This is a genomic window from Pseudodesulfovibrio sp. zrk46, assembly GCF_012516435.1.
Lineage (GTDB): Bacteria > Desulfobacterota > Desulfovibrionia > Desulfovibrionales > Desulfovibrionaceae > Pseudodesulfovibrio.
This window is the reverse complement of sequence record NZ_CP051216.1, coordinates 2,190,568-2,205,130: the sequence shown is the minus strand read 5'-3', so window position 1 is coordinate 2,205,130 and position 14,563 is coordinate 2,190,568. Positions and strand designations below refer to the sequence as shown.

General features: G+C 55.1%; 12 protein-coding genes. 7 read left to right on the top strand and 5 right to left on the bottom strand.

The window, feature by feature from the left end:
• Nucleotides 1-168: 168 nt before the first annotated feature.
• The gene (locus HFN16_RS09980; RefSeq protein ID WP_168890613.1) at nucleotides 169-2,589 is read right to left on the bottom strand and encodes an acetate--CoA ligase family protein; all 2,421 of its coding nucleotides are present in this window, start codon (nucleotides 2,587-2,589) and stop codon (nucleotides 169-171) included.
• Nucleotides 2,590-2,766: 177 nt separating this feature from the next.
• Between HFN16_RS09980 and HFN16_RS09975 the strand changes: the two genes are divergently transcribed.
• The gene (locus HFN16_RS09975) at nucleotides 2,767-3,525 is read left to right on the top strand and encodes a transporter substrate-binding domain-containing protein (RefSeq protein ID WP_168890612.1); all 759 of its coding nucleotides are present in this window, start codon (nucleotides 2,767-2,769) and stop codon (nucleotides 3,523-3,525) included.
• Here the strand turns inward: HFN16_RS09975 and HFN16_RS09970 are convergent, their stop codons facing one another.
• The 4 genes from HFN16_RS09970 to HFN16_RS09955 all read right to left on the bottom strand — a co-directional run bounded on the left by HFN16_RS09970 (nucleotide 3,526) and on the right by HFN16_RS09955 (nucleotide 7,692).
• Nucleotides 3,526-3,930 (bottom strand): bacteriohemerythrin, encoded by a 405-nt coding sequence (locus HFN16_RS09970; protein WP_168890611.1) that lies wholly within the window; start codon nucleotides 3,928-3,930, stop codon nucleotides 3,526-3,528.
• Between the two features lie 89 nt (nucleotides 3,931-4,019).
• Entirely contained in the window at nucleotides 4,020-4,481 is a 462-nt protein-coding gene (locus HFN16_RS09965; protein WP_168890610.1) for a DUF2628 domain-containing protein, read from the bottom strand.
• A gap of 156 nt (nucleotides 4,482-4,637) precedes the next feature.
• The gene (locus HFN16_RS09960) at nucleotides 4,638-6,641 is read right to left on the bottom strand and encodes a methyl-accepting chemotaxis protein (RefSeq protein WP_168890609.1); all 2,004 of its coding nucleotides are present in this window, start codon (nucleotides 6,639-6,641) and stop codon (nucleotides 4,638-4,640) included.
• Between the two features lie 148 nt (nucleotides 6,642-6,789).
• Nucleotides 6,790-7,692 (bottom strand): transporter substrate-binding domain-containing protein, encoded by a 903-nt coding sequence (locus tag HFN16_RS09955; protein WP_168890608.1) that lies wholly within the window; start codon nucleotides 7,690-7,692, stop codon nucleotides 6,790-6,792.
• A gap of 67 nt (nucleotides 7,693-7,759) precedes the next feature.
• On the opposite strand from HFN16_RS09955, the gene HFN16_RS09950 reads away from it, so the two are divergent.
• The 6 genes from HFN16_RS09950 (at nucleotide 7,760) to HFN16_RS09930 (ending at nucleotide 14,561) form a co-directional block, all read left to right on the top strand.
• Entirely contained in the window at nucleotides 7,760-9,532 is a 1,773-nt protein-coding gene (locus HFN16_RS09950; protein WP_168890607.1) for a glutamine--tRNA ligase/YqeY domain fusion protein, read from the top strand.
• 461 nt (nucleotides 9,533-9,993) lie between these two features.
• Nucleotides 9,994-10,572 carry a TetR/AcrR family transcriptional regulator gene (locus tag HFN16_RS09945; protein ID WP_168890606.1) on the top strand — a complete coding sequence of 193 codons (579 nt, stop codon included), beginning with the start codon at nucleotides 9,994-9,996 and terminating at the stop codon, nucleotides 10,570-10,572.
• Between the two features lie 85 nt (nucleotides 10,573-10,657).
• Complete coding sequence (locus HFN16_RS18980; protein WP_269459700.1) at nucleotides 10,658-10,780, top strand: hypothetical protein; 123 nt, start codon at nucleotides 10,658-10,660, stop codon at nucleotides 10,778-10,780.
• Nucleotides 10,781-11,217: 437 nt separating this feature from the next.
• Nucleotides 11,218-11,466 carry a phage regulatory CII family protein gene (locus HFN16_RS09940; protein ID WP_168890605.1) on the top strand — a complete coding sequence of 83 codons (249 nt, stop codon included), beginning with the start codon at nucleotides 11,218-11,220 and terminating at the stop codon, nucleotides 11,464-11,466.
• Nucleotides 11,467-11,706: 240 nt separating this feature from the next.
• Nucleotides 11,707-14,010 (top strand): ATP-binding protein, encoded by a 2,304-nt coding sequence (locus tag HFN16_RS09935; protein ID WP_168890604.1) that lies wholly within the window; start codon nucleotides 11,707-11,709, stop codon nucleotides 14,008-14,010.
• 38 nt (nucleotides 14,011-14,048) lie between these two features.
• A complete protein-coding gene (locus tag HFN16_RS09930; RefSeq protein ID WP_168890603.1) occupies nucleotides 14,049-14,561 on the top strand; it encodes an alpha/beta fold hydrolase in 513 nt (170 codons plus the stop codon).
• Nucleotides 14,562-14,563: the final 2 nt, after the last annotated feature.

The following is a 14,563-nucleotide window of genomic DNA, read 5'->3' as shown; positions in this document are numbered from 1 at the left end:
TTCTTCAACAACGTGAGATAGATAGGCGGCATTACCGCAAACCCACGGCCTACGGGGGCTGAGCCGGACAGAGAAGCCTGAATCAAGGCCACGAAAAAGGGGAAAAGAGAGATAAACCTTTGATAAGTTTTTCCCTCTTTCCCCCGTTGGTTCGGATGGAAAGTGAAATTATCCGCGCTGACGAATGCGCTCGGCGTTCAGCCTGCCGTCAATGTACTGGGCAATGGCTGCCACAGCCTGATCAGACGTGCGGAAAGTACAGAGTCCCGCTTCCTTGAGCTTGTCCACAAGGGGGTCGTACAGACGTCCGCCATCGATGACACCGATGACCGGGGTATCAAGGGTGGGCAGCAGATCCTCGATGAGGGCGGCAATGGAACGGTCATCCTCGAAATTGTAGTCCGCATGTTCCGGGTCCGCCAATGTGCGCATGACCGGAGACATGGGATCAAGCCCGGCCACCACGGCGTCCACGTACGGGTCCTTGGCGAGGATGCGGATGACATCGGCATGTACCTGGTCGTCGGAACCGGGAGTGATATCGAGGGGATTGGTGACGGTGACAAGGGAATCGAGACGTTTCTCGACAAACAACTCGGTCAGCTTGCCGCGCGTTTCTTCGCTCAGGGGGGCCAACTCCATGTGGTAATCGTCCGAATGGATGGAGTCGGCCATACCAACGGCCTCGAACCCGGCACCGGACATGGCGGCAAGGCGGTTGCCGTGAATGACCTTGTGATGCAGTCGCTCTGCCAGCATGAAGAGATGCTCGAACTGGGTGAAGGACTGGGCCACGATGGCACCGGCCTGACGTACGCAGGATTCGCAAACCACATAATCGCCTGCCACGGACGCGGTATGACCGCTGGTGGCGGACTGCCCTTCGGGTGTACGACCCGCCTTGTAGAAGACCACTTCCTTGCCCGCTAGCACGGCACGACGGATGGCCCGGCAGAACTCGAGGCCGTCCATGTCGTTGAACCCTTCGGCGTAGACGGCGATGACGTCCACGTCGTCGGAGTCGGCAAAGTAGGTAACGAGATCACCAAGGGTCAGGTCGGTCTGGTTGCCCACGGAAATCATGTAGGCGGGATCCAGAATGGGACACTGGGAAAGTCGGGTGAGCATGAACGCGCCGGACTGGGAGATAAGCGCCGCGCGATGATGGTTGCCGGAAGAGAGTTTGGGCAGCTTTTCCTCGGGGATGAACCACGTATCGTAGGAGCCGGGACGCGAAACCACGCCCATGCAGTTGCCGCCGAGAAAAACCGGTCCGCCACCTTGCTCGTGGGCTTCGTTGATGCGTGCGATAACCTCGCGGGCACGCTCCTCGCTCTCGGCAGTCTCGCCCAATCCTCCGGGGATGAGCATGACTGACTCGGCACAGTCCAGCCTGACGACTTCATCCACCAGCCCGGGCACCTGCGGCGCCCCAACAGCCACCACGAAAAGATCGAGTCTGGTATCCAGATCGGCCAGCGAATCCACACAGCGAACGCCGTCGATCTCGCCCCCGCCGGGACGGATAATAACCATGCCTTCCTTGTCGAACCCCGCGTCGATGACATTGTTCAGGATGATGCGACCAAAATTCATGCGCGTGGAAGAAACGCCGATAATGCCGATGGTCGCCGGATGCAGCAGCTTGCCGATCTTCTCCACCGGGCGGGAGGCCGGCAGGGAATCGGGCCGGGAGAAGCGGCACATGCCGTCCAGCGGCACCATGAGATAATCCGCGTAGGCAAAGGGATTGATCTCCAACTCCTCAATGACGAACGGCGCGTCCGGATTCTCCGGGGAATAATGGTTGGCCATGTCGATGAAGGAGGAGAAGCATTCGATAAGTTGCTCGTCCGTGACGATACGCCGCTGGCCACGAGTGAGTCCGGCCAGCTTCTTGTAGGAGAGCGTCTTTCGGAAGAGCTCGAAAAAGGTCTCGCCATCAGTCAAAGCCGTGGAGGCAGCCACCACGGCCTGCCCCTTGCGAAACCGCTCGGCATACAGCTCGGTATCGGTACCGCCCAGCCCTGCACCGAGGACCATGCCGAACTCTCGGGTACGGCGGATACCTACGATCAATTCATTACCGAAGGCCTGAGAATCGGGCTTCATAAACTCCACCAGCAATACGCCGCGGACATCGCGGGCGATGGCGGAGACCAGTGCTTCGCCGGACAACCCGGCATAGGCCTCGGGCGCGCCCTTGGGGTTGGCCTCCAGCATGGCGGCGTAGTTCTCCGGCACTTCGTACAGCATGCGTCGCCACGCCGAACGAATGCGGTCCGGCGTATTCTCCACCACGCGCACGCCACCGACTTCGGTTTTGTGCATGATGGTGGACGACACGATCTTGAGCACGGCCTTGTCACCGGGCAGAGAAGACAGGGTCTCGTCCGTGGGACGGGAGCCACGCGTCAACAAGATGCACTTGGGCGGTGTTTCGGCCCCGGAGTCGCGCAAGAGGTTGTACACCTCGTATTCAAAAAGGGTGTCGCGCCCCTCGCTGTGGGCCTGCTCGAAAATTCCGGTGATCGCACCGAAATCGATGCACACCTCCACGCCGCCGAAGGCATGATTACCGTTGTCCATATCGCCTCTCCCCCATGGTGAAAATGAAATGCGGACAGGCTACGGCAAGGGGGCCATTGGGTCAATGGGGTATGACGAAAAGTGACTGCTGGTCATTGTTCTTTCTTCATCACGAATTCGTTCGGCGATAATTCTGCATGACTTGAAAAAATTATTGGATACGGCTAGTCCTGATGCATGAAACTCTTTTTCTCCGCAGCGTTGCTCTGTCTGACGATTATTCTGATTCCGACCCTCTCCCCGGCCCAGGATGTCGCTGTGGGCCTCGACCACTTCCCGCCATGGAAAGTAGTGGAGAACGGATCGTTCAATGGAATAGATGTCGAGATGACCAAGGCCCTGCTGGCGGAAGTAGGCATGACGCCGACATTCATTGAGTGCCCATGGGCGCGCTGTTTGAACCTGATGCAAGTCGGCAAGCTCCAATTTCTGAGCGGTGTCCTCAAACGTCCTGAACGCGAAAAGTACCTGCTGTTCATTGAGCCTCCGTACAAGACGAAATCTGCCAAGGTATTCTACCGCCTTAAAACCTCACAGGACATCAAGTCCATCGACGACTTGCACGGAAAGATCATTGGCGTTCAGAGGAATGCAAAGTATTTCAATGAATTCGACAATAGAGAGAATCTCATGAAGGAAGAAGTGAACGACGACAAGTTCAACTTCCTGAAGCTGGCGAACGGCCGGGTGGATACGGTGCTCTCCACCGAGAGCCAGGGAGACTATCTGGTGAGCACCCTCGGATTGGGACACCTGATGACCAAGGCCACTTACCGCCACGACGAGACGGTGCCGGTCTATTTCGCGGTCTCAAAGCGCTCGGCTCTCGCCGGGAAAATTGACGAACTCAACGCAGCCGCCAAACGGCTCAAGGACAACGGCACCTTTGACGCCATCATCCGAAATTATTTTGATTTGCTGAAAAGCAGCCAGTGATCAGGACAGTCTCTTGGACTGAAGGTATTCGCCAAGAGCCATGTCATCCTTCATGGTGTGGTTGTAAAACCAGTCGCGCAGAAACTGAAATACCTTATATGGATCAGCGCCGTTCTTGCCTCGGGCCAATGCCTCGCTGACCCTTCGCCGAAAAAGATCGTGTTCCTTCAGGTGCAGATCCATGGTCGGATAGTTATACTCACGCATCAACGTATCCTCGGTGGCGAAATGCATCTCGGCGTAGTCGTTCATATCCCTGAGCAAACTGAAGGTGGCCTCGGTTGCATCCATGAGTTCCGACGAGTCAAACGCCTTATTAATCAGTCCAACCAGGACCTTATGTTCATCATCTATCCGCTTCACGCCGACAGAGAACTTGTTCTTCCACTCAATACAAGACGACATTTTACAACCTGTTATCCAATCATTGAACACAACCAGGAGAGCGAAACGCTCTGCCCCGGCGTCATAAACAATTCGAACCAGACACCCTTTCAGGTGGCTGCCATGAACGCGGCTCCCAGCACCCCGAGCAGGAGCAAGAGAATAATGAAACCGCCCGAAACAAGCAGCCCGACCCAGGGTACCCAACCGTTCACGCCGCCGGCATCGCGCAGGTACATGCGATAGCCGTCGCCATGGAACGCCTTGACCTCGGCGATCTTGGTATTGGCGTGTTTGTAGTAAAGATTGTTGGCGGCAACACCCCAGCCGATGACGATGAGCAGGTTGAGATAGGGAAGCCACAGGGTGATGAAGCAGATCACGGCCCACATGTACATCTTCCGGTAGAGAAACCACCAGAAGGTGAAGAAGAACGCAGCCCAGTTCCATCCGGGATGGAATCCGGTGGGATTGACGGAGTACCCCTTAAACTTCGGGATGAATTTATGGAGATTCCGGTCCACAAAAGTGGCGTAATCTTCATCGGAATGAGGCAGCGTAACGAGACTCATGACGTCCTCCGGGGAGATCGGCTGAAAAACAGCGGCCAATTCCGCTGCAACGAGAACAAGTTACAGCATCGCCTATCACATGGCAACACGCAGTAAACCAATAAAAAAAGCCGGGGCGTGATTTATCACGCCCCGGCTCATCATTCATGTGGTGTTCTAAAATCGTTCCAGACCAGCGTCTCCACCGGGCGGCAGTGCGGCAGGCGCCTTGCGCGTCATGCCGGCGGACTGCTGTCCGGTATTGAAGAAGTCCATCATGCGTTGAAGCCCTTCGGCCTGGCTGGACAGTTCTTCTGCGGTGGACGCCATTTCCTCGGAGGCAGAGGCTGTAGCCTGCGTCACCTGCTCCACGCCATCGAGGGCCGTGGATATCTGCTTGATGGCCGAATCCTGTTCTTCGCAGGCCGCGCTGATCTCGCTGACCAACTCTGCGGTCTTCTCGATATCCGGGACCAGCTCGTGCAGCATGTTCACGGCCTTGTCAGCCACGGAAACCGTATTGGAGGACAGCTCACTGATTTCGCCAGCGGCCTGACCGCTTCGCTCTGCCAGCTTGCGCACCTCGGCGGCAACCACTGCGAACCCCTTGCCGTGCTCACCGGCACGAGCGGCTTCGATGGCGGCGTTGAGGGCCAGCAGGTTGGTCTGACGGGCAATCTCTTCGATGATGCTGATCTTGTCGGCGATCTCCTTCATGGCCGTAACCGCATGGGTGACGGCTTCACCACTCTCCACAGCCTTGCCGGACGCCGTATTGGCGATATTGGAGGTTTCCCGTGAATTGCTGGCTGTCTGGGCAATGGAGGAAGTAACCTCTTCCACCGAGCCACTCAGCTCTTCAATGCTGGCAGCCTGCTCGGTGCTATTCTGGGAAAGGGTTTGCGCCGTGGAAGCGAGCTCTTCGCCTGCAGCGGCCACCTGCTCTACGGAATCGTTCACACCGAACACCACGTCACGCAGCTTGTGGAGCATCGCTCCCATGGAGCTGAGCATCCGTCCGGTTTCGTCCTTGCTGTCGGACTCGACATTACGAGAGAGGTCACCCTCGGCCATGACATTGGAGGTATCCAATGCCACCTGCAAGGGACGAGTAATTTTGCGCGAGAGGAACAGCCCAAGACCAAGCGCAAGCAGCATGGACACGCCGACGCCAGACAGGAGCGCCATATTGGAATCCACGACTCTTCCGTCCATGTTTTTCTTGGCGTAAGCCTCAACGGTTTCTATCATTTCAAATAAGGATTCGCCCGCCTCGTCAGCAGCGGCATCTTCCTTAGCGAGGGCAACGTTGATATCCGCATACTTGCGGTGCATCTCCATCACTCTTGCAGCAGCGGGCTGAAACACCTTGTCGTGTACTTCATCCAGCTTATTGGCAAGTGGCACCAAAGCGGGATCGTCCACGGCCACGACAATATCCCCGAATGCGCTTCCACCCTTGATCAGGGCCGATGCGAACACGTCAAATGCTGCAACATCTTCCTTGTATTCCTTTTCCAGTGCATTCAGTTCATCAGGGTCTTCACCCTGAACGAATTCTTCAATTGTAATTCGGGTCACTGCCAGATTGGCCTTGATCTCCATGACGATATCCACCCAGGACAACTCCTTGGAGAGGACTTCAAAGGCGTCCGCACCTGCATTGAGGCGCTCGTCCACGCTGTTGGATGCCGTCTCTTCAAACTGCTCACTCACCGTGACGACCTCGTCAAAAGCCAGCTCCATCTGCACCATGGCCTTATCCAGATCCCTCAAGGCCTGAAGAGAATCTTTCTTCAGGGAGTAAATCTTGGCGATGCGAGGCTCAAATTCCGATGCATGGAGACTCCGCGCCTTTTCAACCGTATCCTGCACCCGGGCGTCTCCAGACAACTTCAGGATATCATCCGAAAGGAGTTCATACTCTTTGGAAAACTGCTCATGCTCTGCACGGGTGCTGTCCAAGCCCTTATCGTCGTTACCCGCGAGAATTTCCATGATCATCTGCATGTCGGAACGGACTGCGATCTTCATGCCCAGCGACGTCTCCATCACTTTGGCCGAGTTCACGGTCGCATTCTGGAAGACCTTGACGAGAATCCCGGTCGCCAGAAAAAGCAGAACAATGAAAAGAAAGCTCCCGATTATTTTCACGCTGATGGAAACATCCGAAAAACGCATACACCCTCTCCTATGGCAATCGACCACCGAATCCGATGGCGTTATCAAATCAATACAACAGGTGCAGACCATAACACGGCCACAACTCGTGAACCATTATTAATCTGAAAGGTAGGAAAATATAATGAGATGATGCGAGAGGATACGACTAAATATCGGTTTTTACGTAGCGTTCCATGATGCGATCATAGAGACCGTTTTTCTTGATCGTCGCCAAGCCGTTGTTGAATTCGCTGCACAGTCTTTTGCTGCCAAAATGCACACGGCGAGGAGAGGGAGGGAAAATGGCGTGGAACTTCAACGGGACAAGCATATCCACGTCATCAGCAAGGTTGGAATTCAATATCTGTTGTCGCCACCACAGGAATATCCGTTTGTCCGCAACCACTACCTGGGTGCGCCCTGAATAGAGCATACGGACCTGAAGGGACTGGTCGGCCAACTCGGAGTAATGAGGATTGGCCCCGGCAATGGCGGCGAAGGTGGGACTGAGATACTTAACAGCGTTATTGAATGCCAACACCTGCTTGTCGCCCAAGTCCTGCAATGAATTGATAACCAGCCCGTTTCGCGACAAGGTTATGGCATAGTTCTGGAGCGAAAGAGTTTCATCCGATCGGCTCACGGGACGGCCGGAATCATTGGCCAGATCATAGGACGCATTGGCAGCGACACAGTCCACATTGTTCTGTGCGAATTCCACGGGCAAACGAAGATTGGGAAGATAGATAAATTGGACGGCATGACCGGCAGCGGCCAAAGAAGAGCGGATGATCTCCACTTCCAGACCGGAATTATTGTTCTTTATCACGTAAGGGGGAATGGAAAATCCAATGCCAACTTTGACTTCTTCGGCAATGGCTGCACCGCCCATCATCAAGACAAGCAGCACAAGACTAAGAAAACGCGTTATATATTCCCCTAACATACGGTTTATATGCACGAAAAAATGGAACGCGTCCAGAAGCTGGACATTTTTTTCAGCGTCGCACCACTGCGTTGACCGCTCACCCGATTTGCCGTATTTCCATACCCCGGCGGCGATAATCATTTCGCACTCCGCCCATTTTCCGATATATACCCCGGCAGGGATACCAATACACAGCAAGGAACTATTGATGAGCAACACTCCTGACGCACCTGAAAAGGGCAAAGATTTCATCCGGAACATCATCGACAAGGATAACGAGAACGGCAAATATGAAGGCCGTGTGCACACTCGTTTCCCCCCGGAACCCAATGGATACCTGCACATTGGACACGCCAAGTCCATCTGCCTGAATTTCGGTCTGGCCCGCGACTATCAGGGCAAATGCAACCTCCGCTTCGACGACACCAACCCGGTGAAGGAAGACGTGGAGTACGTTGACTCCATCCGCGAGGACGTGTCCTGGCTCGGCTTCGAGTGGGACAACAACCCGTTCGCTTCCGACTACTTCGAGAAGCTGTATTACATCGCCGAGCTCTTCATTAAAATGGGTAAGGCTTACGTAGATCATCAGAGTGCTGACGAGATTCGCGAAAATCGCGGCACCCTCAAGGAGCCCGGTGTCGAGTCCCCCTACCGCAACCGCACTGTGGAGGAGAACCTCGAGCTCTTCCGCAAAATGCGCTCCGGCGAGTTGAAGGACGGCGAATGCATCCTGCGCGGCAAGATCGACATGGCCGCACCCAATGTCATGCTGCGTGATCCGGCCCTGTACCGCATCAAGCACGCCGACCACCACCGCACCGGTGACGCATGGTGCATCTACCCCATGTACGACTTCACCCACGGCCTGTCTGACGCCATCGAGGGCATCACTCACTCCATCTGCACGCTGGAGTTCGAAAACAACCGCCCACTCTACGACTGGTGCGTTGATACCCTCATGGAAGGCCTCAAGCAGCCCGAGCTCTTCGGCGAGAACGAAGCCATATATAATGAATTGGCTGCGCTGCCCGGTTTCAACAACCGCCCCTACCAGTACGAGTTCGCTCGCCTGAACATTTCCGGCACTGTCCTGTCCAAGCGCAAGCTCATCCAGCTCGTGCAGGAAGGCCACGTTTCCGGCTGGGACGATCCGCGCATGCCGACCATCTCCGGTTTCCGCCGCCGCGGCTTCACCCCGGAATCCATCCGCGACTTCTGCGAACGCATCGGCGTGGCCAAGGCTGATTCCATGGTGGATTACGCCCTGCTCGAAGCCTGCGTCCGCGAAGATCTGAACAAACGCGCAGCGCGCTACATGGGCGTCATGAATCCGGTCAAGCTGGTCATCGAGAACTACCCCGAAGATCAGGTGGACGAGTTTGAAATCGGCCTCAACCCCGAGGACGAGTCCTATGGCACCCGCACCGTGCCCTTCACCCGTGAAGTATGGATTGAGCGCGACGACTTCATGATCGACCCGCCCAAGAAATTCTTCCGCATGGGCCCGGACCGCGAGGTCCGTCTGCGCGGCGCCTACTACGTAAAGTGCACCGGCTTCGAGACCGACGCTGACGGCAACGTTACCGAGATCCGCGCCACCTATGACCCCGAGTCCAAGGGCGGCTGGATTGAAGGCGGCCGCAAGGTCAAGGGCACCATGCACTGGGTCTCCGCTGCCAAGGGCCTCAAGGCCGAGGTTCGCAACTACTCCAACCTCTTCACCTGCGAGAATCCTAACGCACCAGAAGAAGGCAAGACCTTCGTAGACTACGTTGATCCCCATTCCCTGGAAGTGCTCTCCGAGTGCTACGTCGAGCCTGCCATGGCCGACATGGCTCCCGGCACCAACTTCCAGTTTGAACGCACCGGTTACTTCTGCGCTGACAGCAAGGATCACGTAGCCGGAGAGAAGTGGGTATTCAACCGTACCACCACGCTCCGCGACACCTGGGCCAAGGTGAAGAAAAAGATGGGCTAACTGCCCTACACAATTGTAGCCGACAAGGGCGGGAAGCTAGATGCTTCCCGCCCTTTTTTTATGCATTCAGGCGATGCACGCAGAATTAATCAATGTTCCATCAAATTCGTTTACAAACTAGGCAGTTATCTATTTTCTGCATTCAAACACGCACTTGAATTTCTCACACGGCCACCTCGCGATTCCCTACATTTACCGCTGCCGAGACACCAACACTCCCAATGCGTTCTACAATAATGTTATGGACAGTTAGACCATATACAGTTAACTAAACCCCCGAACGCGATAAAACTCAAATTTATTAGTTTAATGATTTAAACATATTATGCGTTAAAATCGGAAATTATAACGCGTTCTTTCCGAAATCGCTTGACTTTGATTGCACGATCAATCTATACCTGAATCAACGGATTGATTGCACGATCAATCTAACCCTGAACGCAGGGAAAAAAGGAAGTACTATGACAAAAAAGGAAGCAATACTCACAGCTGCTCAGGAAGCTTTTGGGGAGCTGGGTTTCACCGGAGCAACGGTCAAAGACGTTGCAAGCCGCGCCGATGTCTCCTTTGGTCTGGTCTCCCACTACTTCGGCAGTAAGCAGGAGTTGTTTCTCGCATCAGGGTTTGACATGGCGGATCGTATCATCGCCAGGCTCCAGGCCTCTCTTAACGATGAACTGACCGGTCTTGATAACATCAAGAGCTACATGACCGCCTACTTTGACTTCACCGAGGAGTACCGAACCAGGTTTCCCATCCTGCTCCGCTGCTCCCCGTTCAGCCACATGGAACCCGGCGTTGACGCCGCCAAGGTGGCTGTGAAGTTCCGCACCTTCATTGAGTTGCTGGAACAATGCGTATCCAAGGGTATCGCCGACGGGACGATCCGCGAACTGCCGATCAAGCAGACCGCACTGATCATCTACGGTAACATCGTCGGTAGTGTCCGTACCTCGCTGTTGACCCCCTACCAATCGGAGGGGCTTCACGAGGAGACCATCTGCCACGTGGAACGCAGCCTGACAAACAGCCAAAGCTAGGACGGCTGTTGATAAAACGCCTAGCAAACGTAGGGACTGATTTTATTTAATCAACCTAAACCAAAAGAGAAAAAGGAGAACCAATATGTTTTCCAATATCAATATCACCAAGATCATGGACATCATAATTGGCCGCCAGTGTTGGCACCAATACCTCGAGTCCTGGAAGTCCTGGTCTCAGGACTGGACAGGTAACTCGAACTCCTAAGGCCGAACCGAACACCTCCAACGGCAAAAAAGGATTGGACCGCAACCCACCTAAACAGCCTTGCCTCTAGGTTCGGATCCCGGTTTCGCCGGGCCCTTGAAAGGGAGTCGCTCACGCGGCTCCCTTTTTCAGTGGTTAATTTTCTTAATTTTCCCCTTCGCCCTTTCTCCTCTTCTCGCTGTCGCACCACAATACATACTGTCGCAAAAATGACTCAATGCGTCGCATTATGTCGCAAACATGTCGCATGCAACGTGTCGCGCGACACATCTAATATGCAGATGCAATCACCCTAATAAAATTTAGACTTTTTATAACCATTAGTCTTTTCAGAATATAATCAAAATAACACCACACTGGCACGCCCGTTGCTATATAGAGCGAAACAGCAGGGGAGCCTGCATGAGACTGTGAAACCAACCCATGTGGAGGGCGATATGTTTGAGAAGAACGTGACCAAGGTGGTTCAGGACTGCATCCTCGATAGCGGCATTCAGGCCAAGATCGTAGCTGAGAAGATCAACAAGCCATACTCTACCCTGATGCGCGAAATCAATCCCTTCGACGCCAGCGCCAAGCTGGGTGCCGAAACCCTGCTGGAAATCATGAAGGTAACTTCTGACGTCCGCCCCCTCCAATTTATGGCCACTGAAATGGGTTACTCCCTGGACAGAGGCCACGCCTAAACAAAAAAACCTTACCCTTATACACCTCCTCCCAAAAAAGGTCGGATTTGTTCCGACCTTTTTTGTTGTCTGCCGATGGGCATAAGAGGAATTGAAACACCCACCAGACACTCTTTCGTTCGTTTTTGACCTGCAAGCCCGAAACATCAGCAGGATTTTTTGCCCCTGAGCTTGCACAATATCAACGAAACCAATATGAAATAGGTGATTCGTTTCTCTTTCAAACCACGGCAGTAGACAATGAACAAGGATCAGAAGCCCAGACGAAGAGCCTCAGACGTTCTGGGCAGGAAAGCAGCACTCGTACAGACGGCCACAACCACCGTCGTCGTACTCCTGTTTTCCGCCGCCATTATCATATTCAATGCCTACCGCCTCAACAGGCAGGTAGAGCATCGTCTCGACGGCATCGCCCTGCTGGGCGAGACCAGCCTGGCCTCGGCAGTATGGCAGGTGGACCACGCCTCGGCTCGCGACTTCATTGATGCCGTACTTCGAGACGAATCCGTGGTCTTCGCACAGGTTGTCACCGGCCGGGAAACCATGGCCTCCAAGGCCAAACCCCGGTTCGCAGGCCGCTCGTTCCAGTCCTTTGAAAAAGACAGCGACTTCCGCACCCGCACAGTGGAGATCCGCAAGTACGGCGAATGGATCGGCACCTTCAATATTGCGTCCAATACCGCCACTTACCGACACGACCTGCTGGTCAACGCCTTGGGCACTCTCGCTCTCGGAATGGCGTTGATCCTTGCCATTTCGCAGACCACCCTGTTCTTTTCCCGCAAGCGCATCTTCGGACCACTCAAGCAGTTGGAAGAATCAGCCATCTCCATTGCCGACGGAGAACTTGAAGCTCCCATCAACACCAATCTCCCCGGTGAGCTGGGGACCCTTGCCCGCGCCATCGACGACATGCGCGAATCCGTTCGCCATCTCATTCAGGACCTGCGCGAGGCCAACACCCGGCTGGCGGATCACAAGAACGCGCTGGAAAACACGGTCAAGACACGCACTGACGAGCTCAAGCAAAAAAACATTTCCCTGAACCAAGCCTTGGAAGAGGTTCGCACGGCGCAAAAGTCCGCCGAAGTCGCCAACCTTGCCAAGAGCCGTTTTCTGGCCAGCATGAGTCACGAAATCCGTACGCCAATGAACGCCATCCTCGGCATGGCCGACATCCTGTGGGAGACAGAACTGACCAAGGACCAGGCCAAGTATGTTCAGGTCTTCCGCACCGCTGGCGAGAGTCTGCTGGAGATTCTGGACGACATCCTCGACCTGTCCAAGATCGAAGCAGGCCACCTGACTTTGGAGAGCACTAGCTTCAGCCTGTCCGAGACCGTGGATAAGGCATGCAACGTGGTGGAACCCAAGGCCCAGCAGAAGGGACTGGAATTCTCCTGCTTCATCACCCCGGATGTGCCGGACCGACTTGAAGGCGATCCCACCCGATTGCGCCAGATTCTGCTCAACCTGCTCGGCAACGCCCTGAAGTTTACTGACAGCGGCACCATTCACTTGTTGGTGGAGAAGACTCCCAACACCACCGGTCGCGACGTGCTGATCCAGTTCTCTGTCATGGACACAGGCCCGGGCATCCCTCCGGACAAGCTCTCTTCCATCTTTGAGTCATTCACCCAGGCAGACAGCTCCACCACCCGCAAGTTTGGCGGCACGGGCCTCGGCCTGGCCATCAGCAAACAGTTGGTGCAAATGATGGGTGGCCGCATATGGGCCGAAAGCTCCGTGGGCAATGGGAGCACCTTCCTGTTCACGGCCTGTTTCACTCCCCTCTCCATAAGTGCTCCCTCTGTGAGTAAAACCGTCGCCGTCACCAGGGCCCCCGAACTGCCGACGCTGAACATCCTCATGATGGAGGATTCCAAGTACAACGCCTTTGTCATCCAGACCTACCTGCAGAATTCACCCTGCACCCTGACGGTGGCAGAAAACGGTGAAGCGGGTTTGGAGCTGTTCCACGAGAACCAGTACGACGTTGTGCTCATGGACATTCAAATGCCGGAAATGGACGGCTATCAGGCCACCCGCGCCATCCGTAAGTGGGAGGCGGCCCAGAACTTGCCCCCGACGCCCATCATCGCCATGACCGCATTCGCCCACCCCGAAGACACGGAAAAGTGCCTTGCGGCAGGAGCTAACGACCACGTAGCCAAGCCTGTGAAGAAGAGCACCCTCTTCGACCGCCTTCGTGCCATTACGCAGCCTGACAACACCTCCGAACAAACGGCAGACCCTGTTCAGGGCTCAACACCAGAACAGGAGGCTCCCACAGCATCCTTGGCCCCCGAGGATTTGCGGCAAACGATATTGGCGGCATTTGCAGCCGTTGATCAAAAGGACATCCCTACCCTGCTGGAAAAGGCAAACACCTTGAGCCAACAGGGGGAGATGTTAAATCTCGAGACTGTCTCCGGCTACGGAGACGCGCTCAAGAATGCGGTGGACAACGGCAATGACCCGGAACATGTCCAGCAAATATTGAAGGTTCTTTCCGAATACATTGAACGATTAGACTCTGTGTAATACGATCCCATCAAACACCCACAAACCGGAGCATGAGTATGACCCAAGCGACCCTGATCTGGTGCCACGGATCCCTCAGCCAGCCCTGGGGAGACAAGAGCAAGGCACTTTCCGAAATAGCTGCCAACGCTGGCCTCACCCTCGACGCCCCTGATTTCCAGTCCATGGAAAACCCGGATGACCGTGTGGAATTCCTCGTTGAATCACTGCAAGACGCTCCCGGGCCGGTCATTCTCACTGGCTCCAGCATGGGCGGTTACGTTGCCGCCGCTGCCGCCAAACAGCTTGATGTCGCAGGCCTGTTCCTGCTGGCGCCGGCCTTTTATTTGCCCGGCTACGCCATCCATGTCTTCTCCAACCTGCCTGAGACCATTTCCGTGGTTCACGGCTGGCAGGACGACGTGGTTGATGTGGACGGCTCCATCCGTTTTTCCAAGCAGCACCGTGCCGACCTGCACATCCTGCCTGATGGACACCGGTTGTCGGAGAGCATCCCAACCATCGGCACGCTGTTCAGTCACTTCCTCGAAAAATTCACAGGACAGGAATAGCC